Annotated in this window: 24 protein-coding genes and 1 other RNA gene; 9 read left to right on the plus strand and 16 right to left on the minus strand. The window is 31.5% G+C overall.

Annotated elements, in window-relative coordinates:
• Nucleotides 1-48 precede the first annotated feature (48 nt).
• On the plus strand, nucleotides 49-2,463 hold the full coding sequence (locus P2W65_RS22210) for an alpha-ketoacid dehydrogenase subunit alpha/beta (RefSeq protein WP_289661358.1): 2,415 nt from the start codon (nucleotides 49-51) through the stop codon (nucleotides 2,461-2,463).
• A gap of 253 nt (nucleotides 2,464-2,716) precedes the next feature.
• On the opposite strand, the gene kdsB is transcribed toward P2W65_RS22210, so the two are convergent.
• From kdsB to P2W65_RS22225, 3 genes are all read right to left on the minus strand, one after another.
• A complete protein-coding gene (gene kdsB, locus P2W65_RS22215; protein ID WP_289661362.1) occupies nucleotides 2,717-3,451 on the minus strand; it encodes a 3-deoxy-manno-octulosonate cytidylyltransferase in 735 nt (244 codons plus the stop codon).
• Nucleotides 3,452-3,546: 95 nt separating this feature from the next.
• Entirely contained in the window at nucleotides 3,547-4,089 is a 543-nt protein-coding gene (locus P2W65_RS22220; RefSeq protein WP_289661364.1) for a hypothetical protein, read from the minus strand.
• Nucleotides 4,090-4,132: 43 nt separating this feature from the next.
• Nucleotides 4,133-5,542: an ATP-dependent DNA helicase gene (locus P2W65_RS22225; RefSeq protein ID WP_179005075.1), complete on the minus strand. Its 1,410-nt coding sequence runs from the start codon at nucleotides 5,540-5,542 to the stop codon at nucleotides 4,133-4,135.
• A gap of 67 nt (nucleotides 5,543-5,609) precedes the next feature.
• Between P2W65_RS22225 and P2W65_RS22230 the strand changes: the two genes are divergently transcribed.
• The 3 genes from P2W65_RS22230 to P2W65_RS22240 all read left to right on the plus strand — a co-directional run bounded on the left by P2W65_RS22230 (nucleotide 5,610) and on the right by P2W65_RS22240 (nucleotide 7,385).
• Nucleotides 5,610-5,756 carry a hypothetical protein gene (locus tag P2W65_RS22230; RefSeq protein WP_289661367.1) on the plus strand — a complete coding sequence of 49 codons (147 nt, stop codon included), beginning with the start codon at nucleotides 5,610-5,612 and terminating at the stop codon, nucleotides 5,754-5,756.
• 205 nt (nucleotides 5,757-5,961) lie between these two features.
• Nucleotides 5,962-6,783, plus strand: a complete 822-nt coding sequence (locus P2W65_RS22235; protein ID WP_289661368.1) for a DUF3822 family protein — start codon at nucleotides 5,962-5,964, stop codon at nucleotides 6,781-6,783.
• A complete protein-coding gene (locus P2W65_RS22240) occupies nucleotides 6,780-7,385 on the plus strand; it encodes an RsmD family RNA methyltransferase (protein WP_289661371.1) in 606 nt (201 codons plus the stop codon). Before P2W65_RS22235 ends, P2W65_RS22240 begins: the two co-directional genes overlap by 4 nt.
• A gap of 84 nt (nucleotides 7,386-7,469) precedes the next feature.
• On the opposite strand, the gene P2W65_RS22245 is transcribed toward P2W65_RS22240, so the two are convergent.
• Nucleotides 7,470-9,587 carry a TonB-dependent receptor domain-containing protein gene (locus tag P2W65_RS22245; protein ID WP_289661373.1) on the minus strand — a complete coding sequence of 706 codons (2,118 nt, stop codon included), beginning with the start codon at nucleotides 9,585-9,587 and terminating at the stop codon, nucleotides 7,470-7,472.
• A 114-nt stretch (nucleotides 9,588-9,701) separates the two neighbouring features.
• Between P2W65_RS22245 and P2W65_RS22250 the strand changes: the two genes are divergently transcribed.
• From P2W65_RS22250 to P2W65_RS22260, 3 genes are read left to right on the plus strand one after another with little or no spacing between them, the layout of a single operon-like run.
• On the plus strand, nucleotides 9,702-9,833 hold the full coding sequence (locus P2W65_RS22250; protein ID WP_289661376.1) for a hypothetical protein: 132 nt from the start codon (nucleotides 9,702-9,704) through the stop codon (nucleotides 9,831-9,833).
• A 35-nt stretch (nucleotides 9,834-9,868) separates the two neighbouring features.
• Nucleotides 9,869-11,227 carry a sensor histidine kinase gene (locus tag P2W65_RS22255; protein WP_289661379.1) on the plus strand — a complete coding sequence of 453 codons (1,359 nt, stop codon included), beginning with the start codon at nucleotides 9,869-9,871 and terminating at the stop codon, nucleotides 11,225-11,227.
• Nucleotides 11,228-11,237: 10 nt separating this feature from the next.
• On the plus strand, nucleotides 11,238-11,924 hold the full coding sequence (locus P2W65_RS22260) for a response regulator transcription factor (RefSeq protein WP_289661381.1): 687 nt from the start codon (nucleotides 11,238-11,240) through the stop codon (nucleotides 11,922-11,924).
• 3 nt (nucleotides 11,925-11,927) lie between these two features.
• Here the strand turns inward: P2W65_RS22260 and P2W65_RS22265 are convergent, their stop codons facing one another.
• Nucleotides 11,928-12,575, minus strand: coding sequence for a hypothetical protein (locus P2W65_RS22265; RefSeq protein ID WP_289661382.1), 648 nt, complete (start codon nucleotides 12,573-12,575; stop codon nucleotides 11,928-11,930).
• Nucleotide 12,576: 1 nt separating this feature from the next.
• Nucleotides 12,577-13,128: a hypothetical protein gene (locus P2W65_RS22270; RefSeq protein ID WP_289661384.1), complete on the minus strand. Its 552-nt coding sequence runs from the start codon at nucleotides 13,126-13,128 to the stop codon at nucleotides 12,577-12,579.
• A 192-nt stretch (nucleotides 13,129-13,320) separates the two neighbouring features.
• Here P2W65_RS22270 and P2W65_RS22275 point away from each other — a divergent pair, with 192 nt between their 5' ends.
• Nucleotides 13,321-13,515: a hypothetical protein gene (locus P2W65_RS22275; protein ID WP_091493069.1), complete on the plus strand. Its 195-nt coding sequence runs from the start codon at nucleotides 13,321-13,323 to the stop codon at nucleotides 13,513-13,515.
• 165 nt (nucleotides 13,516-13,680) lie between these two features.
• On the opposite strand, the gene P2W65_RS22280 is transcribed toward P2W65_RS22275, so the two are convergent.
• From P2W65_RS22280 to rnpB, 3 genes are all read right to left on the minus strand, one after another.
• The gene (locus P2W65_RS22280) at nucleotides 13,681-14,598 is read right to left on the minus strand and encodes a ketopantoate reductase family protein (protein ID WP_289661387.1); all 918 of its coding nucleotides are present in this window, start codon (nucleotides 14,596-14,598) and stop codon (nucleotides 13,681-13,683) included.
• Nucleotides 14,599-14,747: 149 nt separating this feature from the next.
• Nucleotides 14,748-15,998: a cation:dicarboxylate symporter family transporter gene (locus P2W65_RS22285; RefSeq protein WP_289661390.1), complete on the minus strand. Its 1,251-nt coding sequence runs from the start codon at nucleotides 15,996-15,998 to the stop codon at nucleotides 14,748-14,750.
• A gap of 31 nt (nucleotides 15,999-16,029) precedes the next feature.
• An RNA gene (rnpB, locus tag P2W65_RS22290) (RNase P RNA component class A) lies at nucleotides 16,030-16,359 on the minus strand.
• Between the two features lie 124 nt (nucleotides 16,360-16,483).
• Between rnpB and P2W65_RS22295 the strand changes: the two genes are divergently transcribed.
• A complete protein-coding gene (locus P2W65_RS22295; RefSeq protein ID WP_091493065.1) occupies nucleotides 16,484-16,777 on the plus strand; it encodes an SH3 domain-containing protein in 294 nt (97 codons plus the stop codon).
• 323 nt (nucleotides 16,778-17,100) lie between these two features.
• Here P2W65_RS22295 and P2W65_RS22300 read toward each other — a convergent pair whose 3' ends face one another.
• The 7 genes from P2W65_RS22300 to P2W65_RS22330 form a co-directional block, all read right to left on the minus strand.
• On the minus strand, nucleotides 17,101-17,478 hold the full coding sequence (locus P2W65_RS22300; RefSeq protein ID WP_289661395.1) for a LysM peptidoglycan-binding domain-containing protein: 378 nt from the start codon (nucleotides 17,476-17,478) through the stop codon (nucleotides 17,101-17,103).
• Nucleotides 17,479-17,484: 6 nt separating this feature from the next.
• Complete coding sequence (locus P2W65_RS22305; protein ID WP_179005055.1) at nucleotides 17,485-17,964, minus strand: BON domain-containing protein; 480 nt, start codon at nucleotides 17,962-17,964, stop codon at nucleotides 17,485-17,487.
• Between the two features lie 165 nt (nucleotides 17,965-18,129).
• Nucleotides 18,130-18,681: a hypothetical protein gene (locus P2W65_RS22310; RefSeq protein ID WP_289661398.1), complete on the minus strand. Its 552-nt coding sequence runs from the start codon at nucleotides 18,679-18,681 to the stop codon at nucleotides 18,130-18,132.
• Nucleotides 18,682-18,734: 53 nt separating this feature from the next.
• Nucleotides 18,735-19,325, minus strand: coding sequence for a hypothetical protein (locus tag P2W65_RS22315; RefSeq protein WP_289661400.1), 591 nt, complete (start codon nucleotides 19,323-19,325; stop codon nucleotides 18,735-18,737).
• The gene (locus P2W65_RS22320) at nucleotides 19,322-19,807 is read right to left on the minus strand and encodes a hypothetical protein (RefSeq protein ID WP_289661402.1); all 486 of its coding nucleotides are present in this window, start codon (nucleotides 19,805-19,807) and stop codon (nucleotides 19,322-19,324) included. Before P2W65_RS22320 ends, P2W65_RS22315 begins: the two co-directional genes overlap by 4 nt.
• A gap of 7 nt (nucleotides 19,808-19,814) precedes the next feature.
• Complete coding sequence (locus P2W65_RS22325) at nucleotides 19,815-20,864, minus strand: hypothetical protein (protein WP_289661405.1); 1,050 nt, start codon at nucleotides 20,862-20,864, stop codon at nucleotides 19,815-19,817.
• Between the two features lie 51 nt (nucleotides 20,865-20,915).
• Complete coding sequence (locus P2W65_RS22330; protein WP_289661408.1) at nucleotides 20,916-21,710, minus strand: hypothetical protein; 795 nt, start codon at nucleotides 21,708-21,710, stop codon at nucleotides 20,916-20,918.
• Nucleotides 21,711-21,761: the final 51 nt, after the last annotated feature.

A 21,761-nucleotide genomic window follows, 5' to 3' on the forward strand; every position in this document is an offset into this window, starting at 1 on the left:
TGATTGTTTTTAAGTAATTTCGCGACATAAACATGACCCTTCAAGATTATGATAAAAGAAATAAACAATACTACATTGACATTTGAAGATTTCAAAACTGAGGTATTGAATGACTATAGAACTGCTGTAATCAGTCGTGAATGTAGTCTTTTAGGTCGAAAAGAAGTATTAACAGGAAAAGCTAAATTTGGAATTTTTGGCGATGGAAAAGAAGTGCCGCAGCTGGCAATGGCTAAGGCTTTTAAAAACGGGGATTTCCGCTCTGGATACTATCGCGATCAGACTTTTATGATGGCTATTGGCGAATTGGATGCAAAACAGTTTTTTGCTGGTTTATATGGTCATACGGATTTGGCTTTCGATCCAATGTCTGCTGGAAGACAAATGGGCGGACACTTTGTGACGCACAGTTTAAACGAAGATGGTTCTTGGAAAGACTTAACCAAACAAAAAAATTCAAGCTCGGATATATCGCCAACTGCAGGTCAAATGCCAAGATTATTGGGATTAGCGCAAGCTTCTAAAATTTATAGAAATGTTGATGGTATTACCATCAAAGACAAATTCTCTGTTAATGGTGACGAAGTAGCTTGGGGAACAATTGGTAACGCAAGTACTTCTGAAGGTTTGTTTTTTGAAACTATAAACGCTGCAGGAGTTTTACAGGTACCAATGGTAATGAGTGTTTGGGATGATGAATATGGAATTTCTGTTCACGCTAAACACCAAACTACTAAAGAAAATATTTCTGAGATTTTAAAAGGATATCAACGTGATGAAGATGCTAAAGGCTACGAAATCTTTAGAGTAAAAGGATGGGATTATGCTGAATTGATTTCGACCTATGAAAGAGCTGGAGCAATTGCAAGAGAAGAACATATTCCTGTTTTAATTCACGTAAGTGAGTTAACACAACCTCAGGGCCATTCTACTTCTGGTTCTCACGAACGTTACAAAAGTGCTGAAAGACTGGCTTGGGAAAAAGATTTTGACTGTATCCGCCAAATGCGTTTATGGATGATTGCAATCAACATTGCTTCTCCTGAAGAATTAGCTGAACTTGATTTCGAATTAAAGAAACTTGTTTTAGAAGCTAAAAAAGAAGCTTGGAATTCCTTTATCAATCCAATTATTGAAGAGCAAAAAAATCTTCTAAACTTATTGGAACAAATTGCAGAAGCAAGCATCAATCATAAAGAAAGAATTAAAAAATTAATTGCTGAATTAAGTGCGATAAAAGCACCTTTAAAGAAAGAATTATTAGTTTACGCTAGAAAGATTCTTCGTTTTATTGAAGTTCCAAACAGTAAAATTCTTTTATCAAACTGGATCACAAGTTTCTTAACTGAAACTCAAGAAAAGTTCAGCAGCAATTTACATTCTGAATCTGCTCAAAATGTATTTTCTGTAGAAAAAGTTATTCCAAAATATGCAGAAAATGCAAAACCAGATTTAGACGGAAGAATGATTCTTCGTGATAATTTTGATGCCTTATTTGCAAAATATCCTGAAACTTTAATTTTCGGTGAAGATGTTGGAAACATTGGAGACGTAAATCAAGGTTTGGAAGGAATGCAGGAAAAATATGGAGAGCTTCGTGTTGCCGATGTTGGAATTCGTGAAGCGACCATTATCGGTCAGGGAATCGGAATGGCATTGAGAGGTTTACGTCCTATTGCAGAAATTCAATACTTAGATTATTTATTGTATGCTATTCAGATCATGAGTGATGATTTAGCAACATTACAATATAGAACTGTTGGAAAACAAAAAGCACCTTTAATCATTAGAACCCGCGGACATCGTTTGGAAGGTATCTGGCACTCTGGTTCTCCAATGGGAATGATTATCAATGCTATTCGTGGTATTCATGTTTTAGTTCCAAGGGATATGACACAAGCTGCTGGTTTTTATAACACATTGTTAGAATGTGACGAGCCTGCTTTGGTTATTGAATGCCTTAACGGATACCGATTAAAAGAAAAAACTCCTTTAAATTTTGGTGAATTTAAAACGCCTATAGGAGTTGTGGAGACTTTAAGAGAAGGTTCTGATATTACTCTAGTTTCTTATGGATCAACTTTAAGACTGGTTCAACAAGTTGCTGGCGAATTGGCAGAAAAAGACATCAATTGTGAAGTGATTGATATTCAGTCTTTACTTCCATTTGACATCAATAAAGATATTGTAAAAAGTGTCGCTAAAACAAATCGTCTTTTAGTAATTGACGAAGACGTTCCTGGCGGAGCATCAGCTTTCATTTTACAACAGATTTTAGAAGAACAAGACGCTTATAAATATTTAGACAGCAAACCACAAACACTTGCTGCAAAAGCGCACAGACCAGCATACGGAACTGATGGCGATTATTTCTCAAAACCTTCTGCCGAAGATATTTTCGAGAAAGTTTACGATATGATGCATGAAGTTAATCCTTCTAAATACCCGGCTTTATACCAGTAATTTAGAATGTTTTAGATATAAAAAAAGCTCCAAAATTTTGGAGCTTTTTTTATATCTATTCTTTGTCAACTTTGTCAAATTTTAAAACTTTGACAAAGTTCTTTACGCAATCTTTGTGGAGCTACTTGCGAAGATTTCTCCCTTTGGTCGAAATGACAAAAATGAGATTAATCCATTGCAATAAAACAAAAATTCGCGTCAATCCGCGCTTTCGCGAAAGCGAATCCGTTTCATCCGCGTTCCATACTACGAATTAAATATCTTTCAATATAGCTCTGGCTCTTTCTAAATCTTCAGCCGTATCGATTCCAATTCCAACATGAGTTGTTTCTACCATTTTAATTTTTTTTCCGAACTCTAAATAACGTAATTGCTCTAGTTTCTCAGAAGCTTCTAAAGATTTCATAGGAAGACTATAAAAGTCTAATAAAGCTTGTTTTCTAAAAGCATAAATTCCGATATGCTGAAAATATCGCACACCAACATTTTGCTCTCTTGGATACGGAATTACAGAACGGGAAAAGTACAAAGCAAACTGTGACTGATCTACCACCACTTTTACATTATTCGGGTTATTGATTTCGTCTTCATTTTTAATTTCACGCATCAGCGAAGCCAAATCAACTTTTTTATCTGGATCATTTTTAAAAACTGATAAAACTTGTGCTAAAGGTTCAGCTTCTGTAAAAGGCTCGTCTCCCTGAACATTTACTACAATATCCACATCAAGATCTGCAATAGCTTCCGCAATTCGGTCGCTTCCGGATTCGTGTTCCTTGATGCTCATTATCGCTTTTCCGCCGTTCGAAACAATTTCTTCAAAAATTAGATCAGAGTCGGTTACTACAAAAACATCTTCAAATAGTTTTGTTGAAACTGCCGCTTCGTACGTTCTTAAAATTATTGTTTTGCCTCCCAAATCCTGCATCAACTTTGCAGGAAAACGTGTGGAAGCATATCGTGCAGGAATTACCGCTATTATTTTCATTTTATTCTTTTTTTATTCTCAAAAATCAAATATAAGTCGTTACGCTATTATTGCGAAACATTTTTTTTGCCACAAATTTCACGAATTAACACAAATTATTTTTTAGCAAGTCTTAATTCAGTTAACAATTGATTATAACTTTTTAAATTTTTAGAATTATAATCATAAACTTTAATTATCAGAGTAGAATCACCATTTATTATTGAAAACGAATCCCCCGCATTTCCAGGAAATCTTTCCGTAGCTTTAGATTGAATCATTCTTTTCATGTACTCAATTATCGCTTTTTTGTTTGAATTCGTTAATTTAATTATTTTCTTTACTGCAATTGTTTCAACATTTCCCCCAATTGAATCTCGTTTATCACAATCAATATCTATTTTAGTATAAGTCAGAAAATAATCTTTATAATTTTTTTTCTTCGTAAATATTTTTAACTCTTCAGAATGTCCTCCCCATTCTCCACATTCACTAAAAAAAGCACTAATTTTTAAATTATTATCACCCCCAGAACTCCCTAATGTAATCGGATCAAAAAAATCGATTGATTTATCTTTTAATTGAGTCTGAGTTGATTCTTCTTTTTTAGAACAACTTAAACTGACCAACAAAAAACATAACAATATTTTTTTCATCATTAAGTAAATTTGATGTTAATTCGTGAAATCTGTGGCAAAAAAACTACTCTTCAAAACTCTCGTCTTTAAAACCGATCAAATATAATTTATTTTTAGCACGTGTCATTGCCGTATAAAGCCATCTGATGTAATCTCGATCGATTCCGTCTGGTAAATACGGCTGTTCTACAAAAACAGTATTCCATTGTCCTCCCTGCGATTTATGACAGGTAATAGCGTAAGAGAATTTAACCTGCAATCCGTTAAAATATTCGTTTTCTTTTACTTTTTGAAATCTTTTGTATTTCGTAGTTTCATCTTCATAATCCTTCATTACTTCTTCATACAAACGATTCGATTCTTCGTAAGTTAAAGAAGGAGATTCGCTTTTTAAAGTATCTAAAATCAAAACGGTTTCAAAAGGCTTTTGGTTAGGATAATCGACCATTCTGATTTTTACTTTGGCAAATGTAAATCCATATAATTCTCTGATTCCGAATAATTCTAAAACTTCAATAATATCTCCATTGGCAATAAATCCTGCTTCATCCGTTTCTTTGAGCCAGAAATAATTGTTTTTTACAACCATCAGAAAATCCCCCACAGAAAGTTCGCTTTCTTTAAATAAAATTCGGCTTCTGATTTGTTCGTTATACTGATTGGCTCTTTTATTGGAACGAACAATAAAAGCCGTGTCTTCAATACTGTAATTGCTGTACGCCATATTAATCGCGTCCTGAATATCGTAGCCGTCTGTTAATCGGACAATATCTTTAAATTTCTTTACATTAAATCGGAATTCGGTAATAAAGCTTTCTTTGAGTAATTCACGCAATTCTGTAGCATTATACAAAATCCCTGAACTTTCTTCCTGACGCATTACTTCGTCTAATTCGATATGTTCAATTTCTTTACTATAATGAAAACCCAAAGTATCAATGTCTAAAGCTGGACTTACGTCTAAATTAACCGGCGGAAGCTGAGCCGTATCTCCTAAAAGGATCATTTTACAGTTTTGACCCGAATACACATAGTTGATTAAATCATCCAGAAGAGAACCACTGTCTAAAGTGCTATCTGAAATCATCGAAGCCTCATCGACGATAAAAATGGTGTTTTTATGTTTGTTAACTTGTTTCGTAAAAGCTACTCCTCCGCCCGATGATTTTTTAGGGAAATATATTTTTTTATGAATTGTAAAAGCAGCTGTATTCGAATAATTTGAAATTACTTTGGCCGCGCGTCCTGTTGGTGCCAGCAAAACATATTTCTTATTAATGTCACCCAAATTATTTACGATTGTTGATATTACAGTCGTTTTTCCTGTTCCAGCATATCCTTTTAAAACGAAAATAGTGTCGTTTTGTGGTTCGGTTAAAAAAATAGCGATTTTTTGAAAAAAGATATCCTGTTTAAGCGTTGGAGCAAAAGGAAATCGTTTTTGTAAAATACCGTAAAAGTGTGCTGAATTCATAAGGAAAATTTGAATCGCAAAGGTCGCTTTTTTAAATGGCAAATTCAAATTTCAAAAGTCAATGCCAATGGCAAAAATCAATTTCAATCTAGGAAGTGCAAAAATCAATGGCAATGGCAATTTCAATGGCAAACTACAACTTCAAAAAACAATTTCAATTTCAATGGCAAAAACAATTTTTATCTTAAAAATAAAAGCGATTTCTAAAACTTAAATTCATTTACAGACTTAAGCAGCTCATAATAAACAAAATGATAATATTCTGCTAACTTTCTTGTAATATTAAATTTTGAAATTGCATATTAATTAAGTCTTTTTCATTGATATTGAAATTGACATTGTTATTTTTTTTATTTGTAAGTTTGTGGTCGCTTAAATTCTTTCTTGATTTAAAACAGGTAACGAATTGTAAATCAACTATGTCATTACACAACACCAACATTACTTCAAAAAATTACAAAAAACTTTCTATTCAGGTTTCACTGTCTGGATTTTCATATTGCTGTTTTGATACTTTAAACAACGTTATTACTTCGTTTAAAGAAATTAAATTTGATACTTCAAACAAAACGGCTAAAATTGAAGATTTGTTTAGAGATGCATTCAAAAATAATCCTGAACTAAAAGGTAATTATGATGATATAATGGTTATTCATACTAACAATCTTTCGACTTTTGTTCCGACTGCTTTGTTTGATGAAAATTATTTGGGAAGTTACCTTCAATACAATACAAAAGTATTTGAAACAGACTTTTTTACTTTTGACCGAATTCAGAATTACGAAATGAATTCTATCTATATACCGTATGTAAATATCAATAATTTCCTGATTGATAATGTAGGATCTTTCAATTATAGACATGCGAACAGTATTTTGGTCGAAAAACTTTTGGATAATTCCAGAAATGATGATGAAAAGAAAATGGTCATCAATTTTAATCCTGGCAATTTTGAAATCATAGTGGTTCAGAATCAGAAGCTTTTGTTATTCAATTCATTTGAATATCAAACCCCTGAAGATTTCATTTATTACATTTTGTTTACAGCAGAACAGTTAAGCATGAACCCAGAAAGTTTCAGATTAGAATTTTTGGGAACTATATCAGAAAATGATCCATTTTATCAGATAGCTTACAAATATGTACGCCATATTTCTTTTTTGGACGTTACTAAACTTCAGGAAAAAAATAGTTTTTCAACAGCTCAAAATCAAAAACATTATATCTTATTTCAATCATGAGAATCATTTCAGGAAAATACAAAGGGCGTCGAATTAATCCGCCAAAAAATCTGCCTGTAAGACCAACGACTGATATGAGTAAAGAAGCATTGTTTAATGTTTTGAATAATCATTTCAATTTTGACAGCTTAAAGGTTTTAGATTTATTTTCAGGAACTGGTAATATCAGTTTTGAATTCGCTTCACGTGGAAGCGCACCAATTACCTCTGTAGATGGCGACTTTGGTTGCGTAAAATTTATCAAACAAGTTTCATCAGAATTTGATTTCGATATCGCTGCAACTAAAAGTGACGTTTTTAAGTTTTTGGATAACGCGAAAACGACTTACGATATCATTTTTGCAGATCCACCATACGGATTGGATCAGGCCACTTTTGAAAAGATTGTTTTAACTGTCTTTGAAAGAGGCTTACTAGAAGAAGACGGAATGATGATTATCGAACATTCAAAATATACTAAAATGGAACATTTAAGCAATTTTTCATTTCAAAAAAGTTATGGAGGTTCGTTTTTTAGCTTCTTCGAACTGCATTCTACAGACGACGATGAAGAACTTCCGGGTGAATCTCCATTAAAAATTGTTGAAGAAGACGAAGGATAGTCTGAATTAATATTAAAATATTAAAACCCCAAATTCCAATTTGAAAGTTGAAATTTGGGGTTTTTATTTTACATTTTATATTCTTTATCTAATTCTACTTTCATTCTCATTTACACTCTTTTCTTTAAATTCACTTTCTTTTATTTTTCCAAAAGAATAACGGAGCGTAATCGAAACTTCATTGGCATCGACCAAATATCTAGCTCTTGAACTTATGTTATTGATTGTAAAACGCTCTGAATAAATAGTATTCCTAAAAATATCATTGTAATTCAAAGTACAAGTCCAGTTTTTACCAAAAGATTTAGCCAACGATAGATCAAAAATCAGTTTTGCATTTCGTTCAAAAACGCCTTCTTTTTGTTTGGTTGCGCCCCAAAAGGACAAAACGAAAGTAAAATCTTTTGGTAGTTTGAATATATTATTGGAATAGTAATACAAATAGGTTTTCGAAGAATTAAATACTGCCGATTCATCTTCAATTTTATTAGTTGCAAAAATTAAAGAATTCATATTTGTCCAAAATTTATAAGTGAAAGGCAATGTAAATTCAATATTATAACCAGATTCCTTTTGGAAGTTTTTCTCCGTAAAAGTCAAAACGTTATTCTGATCATCAAATACAAAATCCTGATAAGCAGGATTTTTGTTTTGATACAAAGTCAGTTTTACAGATTTGTCATGATATTGAAAAACAGTTGAAATTACATCTATAGAAGTCGGCCCCAAATTGATATTACTTCCATAAATAAAATACGGATTGATGTAAGTCGCAATCATACTCAAAGAAGAATAATTGGGTCTTGAAATACTTTTAGCATAATCTACAATTAGACTTTTAGTACTGTCAATTGCGAATGAAAACTGGGCTTTTGGAAAAAGATTGGTATAATTTTTATCAATCAAAAAAACATCATCTGTATTGTATTTTCCGCTAACATTGGTGTTTTCCAATCTAAGTCCAATTGAGAAATTGATTTTTTTAATTTTCCCCGTAAGCTGTGTATAGAAAGCAGAATTAGCTTCTTTAAAATTATAATCGAAAGTCGTGTTTTCATTTTTATCATAATCAAAAACATCGTGATCCGATTTAGATTTGGCACTTGAATACAGTCCGCCGTATTCCCAGTTCCACTCATTTTTAAACTTTTTTTCTAAATCAATTCTTCCTGAAAAAACATCAACATTAAACTTTTGGTCACGATTTTGCGATAATTCCAATTCCGTTTCATTAAAATCATTTTGAACCAAACTCCACAAATGCTGCTTAAAATTGGAACCCTGAAAACCAACAAACAGCTTTTTATCTATCGCTTTTATTTTCTTCGAATAATTAATAAATGAATTGATAAAATTCTTAGCACTTGAATTATCGCTGAACGTATAAACATTATTTTCTTCGTTTTGATTTTTGTTGAAAGTAAAAGTGTTGATATCAAAAGTGTCACTTCGTCTTTTACCATTTACATTCACTGAGAAATAATCTTCCTCATTAATTTTATAAAATAAACCTCCGCCAAAAATATACTCGTTTCTATACGTAACAGCTGAAACATCATAATCTGAAACAATATTCGCCTGCGGAATTTGATAGGCAATATTATGGTTTTCCCAAGGATTCAATTTATTGTAATTGAAATTAGCTTTCCATTCCAGTTTATTCTTTTTAAAATTCGAATTAAAACCTAAATAATTATTGTAATTCTTTTTGAAAGAAGCAGTTTCAGAAACATTAGTTTTAAATCCGTCTTTTCTGCTTAATTTCCGGGTAATCAAAATCACTGCACGACCTTCAGCTTCATATTTTGAAGATGGATTTTGAATGATCTCTATGGTTTTAATATCATCAACAGACAACGCGTTCAAATCGTTCATTCCTACCTTTTGATTATCGATGTAAATCAACGGATTTCCTTTGCCTACAATCGAAATGCTTTCGCGATCTGCACTAACTTGTACGTTGGGAAGTTTGGAAAGCAAATCGACCGGATTGGGAATCGCATTATAAACAGAATTGGCCACATCTACTTTTATATTTCTATTCGTATTGGTAAAAGTCTTTTTGTTTTGGGCAATGACAACTTCTTTCAATTCCTCATTAGAAGTTGAGTCTTTTGGTATTTCATTTTGCGCATTGGCAATAAATGAAAGACAGAAAAGCAACAAAGCAATTAAAAGTTTTAGTGGCAGAAAAACATTCATTTTATAGTATTTTGGTTTATGACGTTGCAAAAATGCTTTGAAAAACCAATTGCGAAGGTTAATGAGAGGTTAATGCGGAGTTAACGGACTATTTATGCTTTAAAAACATTATTTTTGACGAAGAAAATTACCCTATTAATTTTTAAACCTCCCGCAGATTTAGCTGATTTAGGAGATAAAAAATCTGCTGAATCAGCTAAATCTGCGAGAAAAAAATCTAGAACTAATTTTTATAAACTTGTTTAATGTTCGTAATATATTAGCCGTAATTTGAAACAAAAATGAAACAAAGGATCAATTTATTAATCTCATTTTCTGTAATCGCACTGATTGTGCTGATGACCGTACAATGTTATTTAGTAAAAACGGCTTACGAGTACAAAGTGGCTCAGTTTCACGCACAGATTAAAAATGAAATTGCTCAAGTCACTAATAACTACAGTGATATCGATTCGGCTTTGGTTGCAAAAAAAGAAGCGCTTTACAAAAGTCTTTCTGAGAATTACATTAAAGGGAAAAATTCCAAACTGGATATTACAACTGGCGTTTTAAGAAATAACTATCAGAGCGCATTAACGAAACAAATTCAACGAAAATTCGAAAGAGACTTACCTAATTTCAAAATCGATTTTGCCATCGTTTTAAATAAATTCATATTATATCAAAACGAAAAAGAAGCTGATACTATTTTCTCTGAAAAACCTTTTATCGAGAATAAATTATATGGAAATCTAGCTTCTTTAAATCACGCTTTTTTAGTTCGGAATTATGTTGGAACAACTAATGGGATTTTTGAAAATGAGGAATATCAGTTATTAACAGAAGATTCGATGTACGTTTCAGTTATCGACTGGGAAATGATTATTTTAAGAAGAATGACTTTCATTCTGATTCTTTCTTTATTATCAATTTTAACGCTTGTTACACTTTTTATCATTGCTTTAAAAGCTTTAATTAAACAAAAAAAAGTAAGTGATGTCAAAACTGATTTCATCAACAACATCACACACGAATTGAAAACACCTTTGGCTACTTTAGGAATTTCGACAAAGATTTTAGAGCAGAAAAACATTCGTGACAATGACGAAAATTTCAATGCAATTGTCAATACGATTTCACGCCAGAACAATCGCTTACAGAGTTTAATTGATCAAGTTATGGCTAATTCTCTGGCAGAAAATGAACTTGAATTACAGAAAGAAAAAATTGAAACTGAAGATTTTTTACTCTCTATTGTAAATGATTTTAAATTAACGTTTCCGAAAATCAATCTTAAAACCGATTTTCAGACTCAGAAAACAATTTTAGTCTTAGATAAATTTCATTTGACAACCGCGTTTCTAAATGTTTTGGAAAATGCCGTAAAATATGGTTCCAATACCATTACTGTCAAAACGAAAATGATCGAAAATCAGTTTTCAATAAGCATTGAAGATGATGGAATTGGAATTGCCAAAAACAAACAATCCCTTCTTTTTGAAAAATTTTATCGCGTTGAGCAAGGAAATCTTCACAATACAAAAGGCCTAGGTCTAGGTTTGTATTATGTCGCTCAAATTGTAAAAGCACATCAGGGCTCTGTTAGCGTTATGAGCGATTTAGGAAAAGGAACCCAGTTTACTATTTTATTAAAAGTTTAAATCCCTTATTTTGAAAAAATTACTTTTAGCTGAAGATGATTTTGATTTTGCAACAATTCTAAAACAATATTTAGAACTAAACCAATTTGAAGTAACCTGGGCAGAAAATGGCGAAATCGCTTTAGATTATTTTAAAAAACAAACTTTTGATATTTGTGTTTTGGATGTCATGATGCCGATATTGGACGGATTTTCTTTGGCTGAAAAAATCATTACAATCAATCCCGAAACACCTTTTATTTTCTTAACAGCCAGAAAATTGAAAGAAGACAAACTCATTGGCTTAAAATTGGGGGCAGACGACTATATTGCAAAACCTTTTGAAGTTGATGAACTAGTTTTGCGTTTGCAGAATATCCTAAAAAGAATTGAACAAAAGAGAACTTTGGAAGGAAGTAATACAATTGAAATTGGTTCGTATATTTTTGACAATGTTCGGCTAACCCTTAATAACAAAAATCACGTGCAACAGCTTACAGAAATGGAAGCTTCTCTTATTGAGTATTTATATTTAAACCATAATCAGTTATTAAAGAGAGATCAAATTTTGATGTCGATCTGGAAAAAAGATGATTATTTTTCTGGACGAAGCATGGATGTTTTTATCAGCCGACTTAGAAAATATTTCAATTCAGATCCAAAAATCAAAATTGAAAGCGTCCGCAGTATTGGGTTAGAATTTAAAATTGAAAAATAGTTTTTATTTCAGTCTTTTAACTCCAAAATAATATTTAAATTCTATACCGTAAACACCAACATTATCTGTTGATTCAGTTCCTGGATTTAATTTATTAAAAGAATTCGAAACCCTAATTGTATTGTAGCATAAATTGATTGCCAATGCATTTGAGTACCAAGTATCAAAATTAATCACAACCCCCACGCCAATCCCTAAATTATGCTGTGAAATCGACGTATTTCTTTCTGTTGTACCCGCACCAAATTGACTAGTTGAACTTATCGTTTCTTTAGCATTAACTATTGAATACATATATTTGGGCAAGATTTGTATGTAGGCATTATCATTATAATTACCCAACGCAATTTTGGGAGTAAAACTAAAATTGACAGTAGAAAAGGTTTTATCTGAAACACTAACTATTGAATTAGAATCTTGTCTGTTTTTAAATTTTCCAAACATATAATTAGCTTCAATTTCTGGCAGAAAAAAACCGAAGAGTCTATATTCTACTCCTGTAGAAAGACTTACTGCTGGAGAGGACTGTAAATCTTTTTCAAAGGAATATAAATGCACAAGACCTCCTAATCCAAGAAAAGGACGAAGTTCTTGAGCATTGCCAATATAACCCGCAATGAGGAATAAAAGAAAGGCTAATTTTTTTTTCATATTATTTTCCAATAACCCAGCCTAGTGAAAAATTTGCGATTGGTGTAAACTCTGTATCAAATCTATCAACGTTTAATCCAGCACCAATATTTAAATCTATATTGAACTTTCCCTTATAAGTACGCTGAATTCCCCACGCTGGGCCAACAGTAAAAGATGGACAATATTCGCTAAATAGCTTATTCGTAGAAATTGATTCAAAACTATAATCAGCATACAAAGCAATAAAGTTTCCTGAATTATGGGCTGTTCTTTTCCCTTTTAAAGCTCTTTTCTCCAAATTATAATAATGTCTGAATTGTTCTGTAATTCTTGGTACAAAATAAAAAGTCGATTCGTCATAAAAACTATTATGCCGATATCCAAGTATCAAACTAGCTTCTGAGTAAAGTGTATTTTTTGATGAAAATCCATGCTCGTAAACAAAGCCAGGAGAAAGTAACGGATTGATTTTAAATTGATTTTTTACTACAGAAACTGGAGTATCATCTTGCGCTTGAACAGCATTAATAAAAAGAACGAAAAGAATTAATAATAGGGAGTTTATCTTCATAATGGGGAGTTAAATTGGTTGCAACAAAAATAGTCTTAAAAGTATCTTATCCTATTAAAACTTAATTTATTTTCTTACAACTATTTAAGCAACATCAATTGCACTGCAAATCATATAATTTAACTAAATAATTGTATAACAACTCTTAGGGCTTATAATTTTAACTTTGATTAAACTTTAAAATCTAACATCATGAACCTAAAAAGATTTTTCGGTGGGTTGCTGACAATCCTCGGAATTGTAGGACTTATTTATACAGCAGTGATTTTCTCTAATACTTCTGGAGAAACTAGAGACATTAAATCGCTGATTATTTACGGTATATTAGGAATTGTTTTCTTTACGTCCGGAATTAGTTTAGTGCGCGCAACAAAAGATGAAAGTTAAGATATGCCACAAAGGCACAAGGGCGCAAAGTTTTTTTTAATCTCGCAAAGGTTCAGAGTCGCAAAGCTTTTTCTTTTCAAGTTTTCTTTAAATTATTTAAACCTTTGCGACTATGCTCCAGATAGTTATCGGGATTGTGAGCATTTTTTTCAGTACTACAAAAAATTATTTCACTAAGACATTAGCAATCTTCTCGTAAAGAGGTGTTTTTACACCGTATTTTTTTCCTTCGTTTACAACAAATTGTGTTAGTGAAATTGCTTCAGTATTTTTGCCTGCTAATAAATCTCTATGCATGGATGAAGTAGCTTCTTTTGGAGATTTTTCTAATTTAATAATGGTCTGTGTAACAATATCTTTTGGCAATTTTAAACCTTTTGCCAGCGCGACGTCTTCAATTTCATGAAGCAATTCTATATACACTACTTTTGAGTCTGTATTTTTTAAAATTTCTCCGATATTCTGATTCAAATAAGAAGTTGCCGTTGCTAAAGCTGAAATAAATATAAACTTCTCCCAAACGGTTTCTTCTATATTTTTGACCAGATAACTTTCGATTTTTGCTTTTTGGAGAATATTTTGTAATTCCTCTAATTGAGAATCAGTTGTTGTTTTGGAACCAAAGAAAAGCTTTTCATAAAATCCGATTTTACGAATAGTTCCTGGAGAAAAAATCATCGAAATAATGTAAACACAACCTTGTAAAACTTCATTTTCAGGAAACAATTTCTGAATTCTTTCCTGCGCATCAACGCCATTGTATAACGGAAGAATTATAGTTTCCTTTTTGATGCAGTCTTTGAAGAAAGTCAGGCTTTCTTCAATATCATAGGTTTTAGTCGCACAGATTAAATAATCTAATTTGCCAATTTCATCGGGATTATTAGAAACTAAACTGGGATGAACTATTGTTTCCGTATCATCTGTAACGATCTTTAATCCGTTTTCTTTAATGGCTTTTTGAGATTCGCCTCGAGCTATAAAAATAATTTCAATCTCATCTGATTTGAAATACGCTTTCGCTAAAAGTCCGCCGAAGTAACCTCCGACGCCACCCAGTCCTAAAATTCCTATTCTTTTCATCTTTATAGTTTTTATGCCGCAAAGGCGCTAAGACAATAAGTTTTTGATTTCTCTTTTTTGAGACTAATATTGTTCGCAAAGACGCAGAGTTACAAAGTTTATTAAAAAGAAAAGCTTGGCGGCTATGTGACTTTGCAACAAAACCCAAATTATTCTTCTAAAACAGAATCAAGATTCAACTCTGTAAAATCTCTTTCTGTTTTTGAAATAATAATCGTTGCTACTGTATTCCCTATTAAGTTTGTAATCGCTCGGGCTTCGCTCATAAATTTATCAACTCCTAACAAGAATGCCAAACCTTCGACAGGAATTTTATGAAGCGCTGTTAAAGTAGAAGCTAAGACAATAAAACCGCTACCAGTAACGCCTGCAGCGCCTTTTGAAGTAATCATCAAGATTCCGATTACTGTTAAAATTTCGAAGAAACTCAAATGCACATCATACAATTGCGCTAAAAATATCACTGACATTGACAGATAAATCGAAGTTCCATCCAAATTAAAAGAATATCCAGTTGGAATTACCAAACCAACAACCGATTTACTGCATCCCATTCTTTCCAGTTTGACCATAATGCTTGGCAAAGCGGCTTCCGAAGATGAAGTTCCCAAAACCAACAAAAGTTCTTCTTTAATGTATTTTAAAATCGAAAGAATACTGATTTTATAATATCTCAAAATACTTCCTAGAATTAGAAATACAAAAAGTGCCATTGTCAAATAAACACAAAGCATCAATTTTCCAAGCGGAATCAAAGTCTCTAATCCGAATTTCCCAATTGTATAAGCCATTCCTCCAAAAGCACCAATTGGGGCGAGATACATGACATATTTTAAACAGGCAAAAACTACTTTAGAAAAACGTTCTAAAACCAAAATAGTCTGTTCTCTTTTTTGATAAAAATTCAAGGCAATCCCACAGACTATAGCCGCTAATAAAACCTGCAAAGTAAAATTGGATAAAAAAAATTGCAACCAAGAAAAATCCTTTGTACTCGCATTTGTATATTGACTTGCATCTCCTAAAGCTAATTTAGACTTATCTACTTTTCCAGGCTGAAACAAGTAAGCAACTGCAACACCAATTGCTAATGCAACAGTAGAAACCACTTCAAAATAGGTTAATGCTTTAATACCAATTCTTCCTACTTTTTTAAGGTTTCCCATTCCAGAAATTCCTAAAACAATGGTCAAGAAAATAATTGGGCCAATAAAAAGTTTAATTAAATCAACAAATCTTTTTCCCAAAACTTCCATTTTCACTCCATTTTCAGGTGAAAAATGTCCGAGTAAAACTCCAGCAATAATTGAAACAAGAACCCAAAAAGTTAGATTGGTCAGTATGGTTTTAAGAATACTTTTATTGTTTTTTAAAGAAGGATTTGGAGTACTTATATTCATGAAATGTGGTTAGTTAGCTTCACAAATATATAAAAAATGCAGACCTATAAGCCGGATTCTGTTCTTGTCTCATTTTGCAACAAAACAATACCTTATCATTTATCTAGATCCCGAATTACTTCGGGACTCAATCTACCTACCCTTCGGCAACGAACGAGAAGCCCTTAAATGCCGATATACTTGGTATTTCACCGCATAGAGTTTACCTGGTTTCACTACAGCATTACCTGTACATACTTTCTGCTGCACTTGTCCTAACTCCGATAAATCGGAGCCGACGGGCGTTACCCGCTATGCTTCTCTATGGTGTCCGGACTTTCCTCCCTCCGCCGCGGCGGACGACGATAAGGCGGTCTGCGGTGCAAAAGTAACACTTTATAAACTAACAATAATGATTTTAAATTTCAGTTTTATGGAGTTTATCCTAACTTTTTAATTTTAAAATAGTTATCTTTAAGATTCTATAATTTTTAAATTCAGTTATCATGAGAAGAATGTATCATTACGCAACTGTTTCAAAGGCTTTAGATCAATTGAATGAAAAAGGATTTACATGTGATTTTAATCGAAATGCTGACCTGATTAAAAAAAATCCTGAGAAATTTGAAATTGTTCATGTGTATCGATACGAAGGGGAATCGGATCCAGCGGATGAGGCAGTTGTATACGGAATTAGGTCTGTTAGCGGCAAAAAAGGAGTGTATGTAGCTGGTTTTTCTGCCGACTCAGATCAGGAAACAGCGCAGTTTTTATTTCAATTAAGTATTAAGGGAAGGTAGTTTTTAGTTAGAAACTTTTTTCAATGAAATAAAAAACGGATGGAGTAGTTAAAAGAGAAGTAATCACAACCTACGTCTTCCCGAGTAACGAAGGATTTCCACAAATAAAATCACCAGCCTTTGGCGAGCTACTTACGGAGATCCCTCGTTCCTCGGGATGACATAAAATGAGAAACATTCCTATCTTGAATTACTACTTATTATTTTTTAAGTAATAAAATCAACAACATAAACATTTGCGATCATTACGTAATTCCTTGCGCTCTTTGCGGTTAAAAAACACAAAAAAGCCCATCATAAAGAGGGCTTTTAAAACAGTAAAACTACAATACTGTTGTTGGTATCTTCAATTTCCAGCCGGGTTGAATTAAGTCGGGGTTTGAAATAACATCTTTGTTGGCTTCAAAAATGGTCTGCCAGGAAACTCCAAATTCTTTTCCGATTTTCGAAAGCGAATCACCGCTTTTAACTGTATATTCTTTTGAAGTTCCTTCTGCAACTTTAATATCCATTACAACATCAGCCGATCTGTAATCTGGATCAATTGTTCCATAAGCGTTCCAAAGTTTTTCTTTATCTTCTGCCGATTTTACTATGCCATCGATATACAACACATTATCTTGTTCTCTTACTTCTAAATTTGTTGCCTCCAGCTGAGAAGCCAAATCTATCACCTCTTTATATTTATCTTTTAAACTCATAACAATTTATTTTATGATTAATTTGTTATCTACTTTTTTCGGTTTCAATTCTTGTATGCTCTGCATAAGAGGCTGTAATTTGTCTCTTTTAATTTCTCCCGAAAGCGTTACAACACCTCCAACAACCGTTACACTAACGCCATCATAAGCATCAACAACTTTATGTACGGATTTATCTAATTCAGTATCTGGATTGATCACAACCGCTGCTGCAGCAGGTTCTTGATTAGCTCTCGCCAATTCGCAGGTATTTACAACAGATTTTACACCTTTTACTGATCTAACGCTTTTTTCGATATTTTTCTTGAAAATTTCGTCTTCGCAAGTCCCTGTAATCGTTGCCACACCATCATGAACTGAAACTTGGATTTCTGGAGTATCGTTTAATTTTTCAGTGATTGCTTTTTCGATATCTGCATCATTAGGCTTGCAAGATACTAAAGCTATACACAGACTCATTCCTAATAAAATTGATTTGAATTTCATAACGTTTCCTTTTAAATAATTAACAATCTAAAATTAAACAGTTTAAAACCCAAAACATTATAGGATATACTTGTGGTTTTATAACTTTCCCAGTAAAATTGAGGTCTGAAGTCCTGATTTAGTAAAAATAAATTAATAGCTACATAAAACAGGTGATTTACAACCTTAATCTTGATATGAATATTTGACATCCTTTTTATCAAAATCGGAGAGCATGTTTTTATGTGTTTTAAAATAAAAAACTTTGCTGTCAAAATAATTCTCAATCAACAATCCAGTATTTACACCTTCAGTCTTTTTTAAAGTGTTCTGTAAGGAATTGTAAAATTTCAAAATCTGCTTATCCGGATTTTTACTGATTATTCTTAATTTGATTATTTCAAGACTATCCTGATCTTCTCTACCTCCTTTTCCTTCAATACAATAATCAAAAAGCGCATCATCATAAAAACTAATTCTGTCTTTTTTACTGGTTTTTCCTAAAATTAAATTTCCATCTTTTATCTCTACAGCTTTAGAAGAAAAGAAAAAACCACGATAATCTTGATTAGAGAAAAAGGTTATGTTATCGCTTTTCGGATCAATAAGTTCGTAGTAAAATCCTTTTTTTTCATTTAAATATTCTGCATAAAGATTTACAGCATTCTTATCGATTACATCTTTCAGCTCAGAAATAAACTTTTTAAAGGGGATTATTATATTGAAATATACTGCCATTGTGTTTTTACAATTTATGAAATTCTAAAAATTTTGAATAAAAAACGGAGCTCCTATTTCTTTTGAAGCGCAATAACTTCATCACATTCCTTAGACAATTTCACTATCTTTAAATTATTGTTTTGTTCAAAATTGATATTTGGACTTTCTTTTTCATTTGATAAATCAAACTGACTGATACGTTTTTCAATTAAACTATCTCCTTCATAAAAGTAAAATTTTCTATAACAACTGTGACTAACCATTCTCAAGAAACTATATCTTTTGTTGCCCACAAGACTATCTTTACGGCGTTTATAACGTTCTACTTCTTCTTTATGCATCGAAGCTACATTATTTACAAAGAAATCCATAATTCTATTTGATATCTTAACTTTCGGATTCTCACAACGAGTAAATTGCTCAAAATGACTCTTCCCTTTCTCTTTCCAAAAAACATAAAAATCTGATTTATCTAAAGAACAATCAATCTGGTCTTTTTTAACAATCTTTATACTTCCAACACAATATGATTCATAGTAAAAAAAGTCTTTAACTCCTTTTAAACGAAACTCATCAGACTTCTTTTTTATAATTGAATCTATGGATTGTCCAAAAAAATGATTTGTGAAGAATAAAAGAACTACGATGAATAACTGCTTCATAATTCTTTACTTTCATTCAACTTCAACAATAACTCCTCTAATTGCAAAATCGGCATTTTCACGACAGATTCAACCTGTATATCATCGGAAGTTATAATCAAAACACCTTCTTTATCTTCTTCATATCCAGCTGGCACAGCATAGAAATTCGGATTTGAAATTACTGTTTCTCTTTTGCCATCTTTAAACCAGCCGTAATTGGCTTCGTAAATAATTTTATCCTCAAAAAAAGAAATATTTTCTTCACCATAAGTATTCCATAACGACATTCTAAGAAGATAAAAACCTAAAAGAGAAAATATTCCGATTCCGATAAAAAAGCCAATATGTAACCCAAATCCGAGGACTACACTAAAAATCGCTCCAAATATTGGAAAAACGAAAAAGGAAAAGGAAAATAAAAACATTACTAATCGAACCAAAAATGGAGATTTTTTTACTTTTAGATTAAGAATGTTGTTTTCATAATTATACTGCTTCATTTTACTTTTATTTAGAACAATATTCAATCTCTCTTTCTATGCTACTTTCTACTCTACCTTCTCTAAAATATGTTTTTTTTATCCAATTTTTGTATTTATCAAAAACTGTCTCAATAGTAGTTGTAACAACTTTTTCTTCCGTTTCATTATAGAAATCACTTTTCGATTTATACACTATCTTTTCAGAATTTTTAAAAGTCTTATAATAATCTCTAATCTTTTTCTTAGGACCATAGAAATAAACATAATAAGACATAGAATCTTTTGAAGTCCAAGTAGCTTCAGATCTTTCTAAAAAATCCTTATCATATTTTTCTATAATATTCAATTCAAACTGATTGTTTTTGAGCATCTTAGTAACTTCTTTAAGAGAGTATCTTGGACTTATTTTTGTAACTATTGTAGTATCTTTGTCTTTTTTGTATTCATACAATGTTTGTTTCTCTGGATAAAATGACATTTTGTAGCCTTTATTAGATTCACTTGTAACTAATGTTTCACCCTTTTCATTTTCTGTATTATGATATAAATCTTCAATCAACTGATTCTGATTATTATATCTATAAACCCTGAAATCTTTTAAAGTGTCATTAACATAACGCTCCTGTTTCATAACTAAATTTTTAAAAAATCTGTTTATGTACTTTTCTTTGTAATTCTCATCACTAAATATTTTTGTAGAGTCTGGATATTCAGAATTACCACTGTAATATTGATTTATAAAATCAAATTTCAGCAAACCATTATTTCTTGAAATAGCAGTAATTCTTTCTAAGGCATCAAATTCTACTTTTCTCCATGAATCTTTACTGGCTTTATCATAAAGATTCAAAGATTGGACTTTTCCATTCTTAAAAAAATAAACTTCCGAAACAGTTCTTACAGAATCCGTTTTTGAAGTCATTCTTTCAATTCTCAAAGTTTTAATTGTAATTTTTTTGACACAACCTTTGTAATCAATATCTCTAGGTAAAAGCATCTCTTTTTTGATGTTTCTTTCCTGAGAAAAAATAAAAGAATTAATTAACAAAACAATAAAAAGATAAAGTTTTTTCATTGGTTAGAGGCTTAAATAAATTAAGGTGTTTTTGAATAGAATATTATACTTCTAACTTCCAAGCTTACCATATCTTTGCTGATCAGAAAAATAAAGAATAATTTTTTTCCCATTCTTTTTATAAGGATAAAATAATTCATAATTGCCATTGTAGGAACTATATCGCAATTCGTCACTGCCTTTTTCAAAAATATTCTCTAAATAATCCCTTTCTTCTTTAGTAGTTTTATAAAGAAATCTTCTTTTTTTGGGTTGTATTGTATCCTTTAAACTTCCTTCGTAATATTCATTAAATCCTAAATAAACGGGAGCACCTTTAATAGAATCTTTTACGATTACTGTTACACTTGGAAAATGTTTATCGGTTCCAGATAAAATTTCTAAAATATCCGAAGTTTCTATTATATACTTTTCAGAAAAACTATAATTTACCAATTTATCACTGTTGGCTTTATTTGCAGCAATAATAGATTCAGCAGATTTTATTAATAGTTTTTCTTTCTTGCTAGTTGTTAAATAATCTCCTCCAAATAAAATAATCGCTATTATTGGGAAAATCATTGTCAGAGTTAAAAATTTCCATTTATTCGTTTTTGAATCAATAGTGTCAAGGTTATGCTTTTCTGCAATGCGGGTTAAATTAAACATGATGTTAATAATCAATGAACCAACCATTAAAGCAAGAATTCCTAAAACACTCAAATAAAAGGATTCTGTCATGTTTTCTCTAAATACTTTTAATCCAAAAACCTGAATTAGAATAAAAGTAAAAACCCAATAAACTAATAAAAGTATTGCTGTAATACCTATTACATTACTTAATCGTACTATTTGTTTTGCATTCATGAATTATCAAATTATTTGTTTTTTTTAATCAATTATTATTTGTTTCGGACT

This window comes from Flavobacterium panacagri (assembly GCF_030378165.1).
In the GTDB taxonomy this organism is placed as follows: Bacteria; Bacteroidota; Bacteroidia; order Flavobacteriales; family Flavobacteriaceae; genus Flavobacterium; species Flavobacterium panacagri.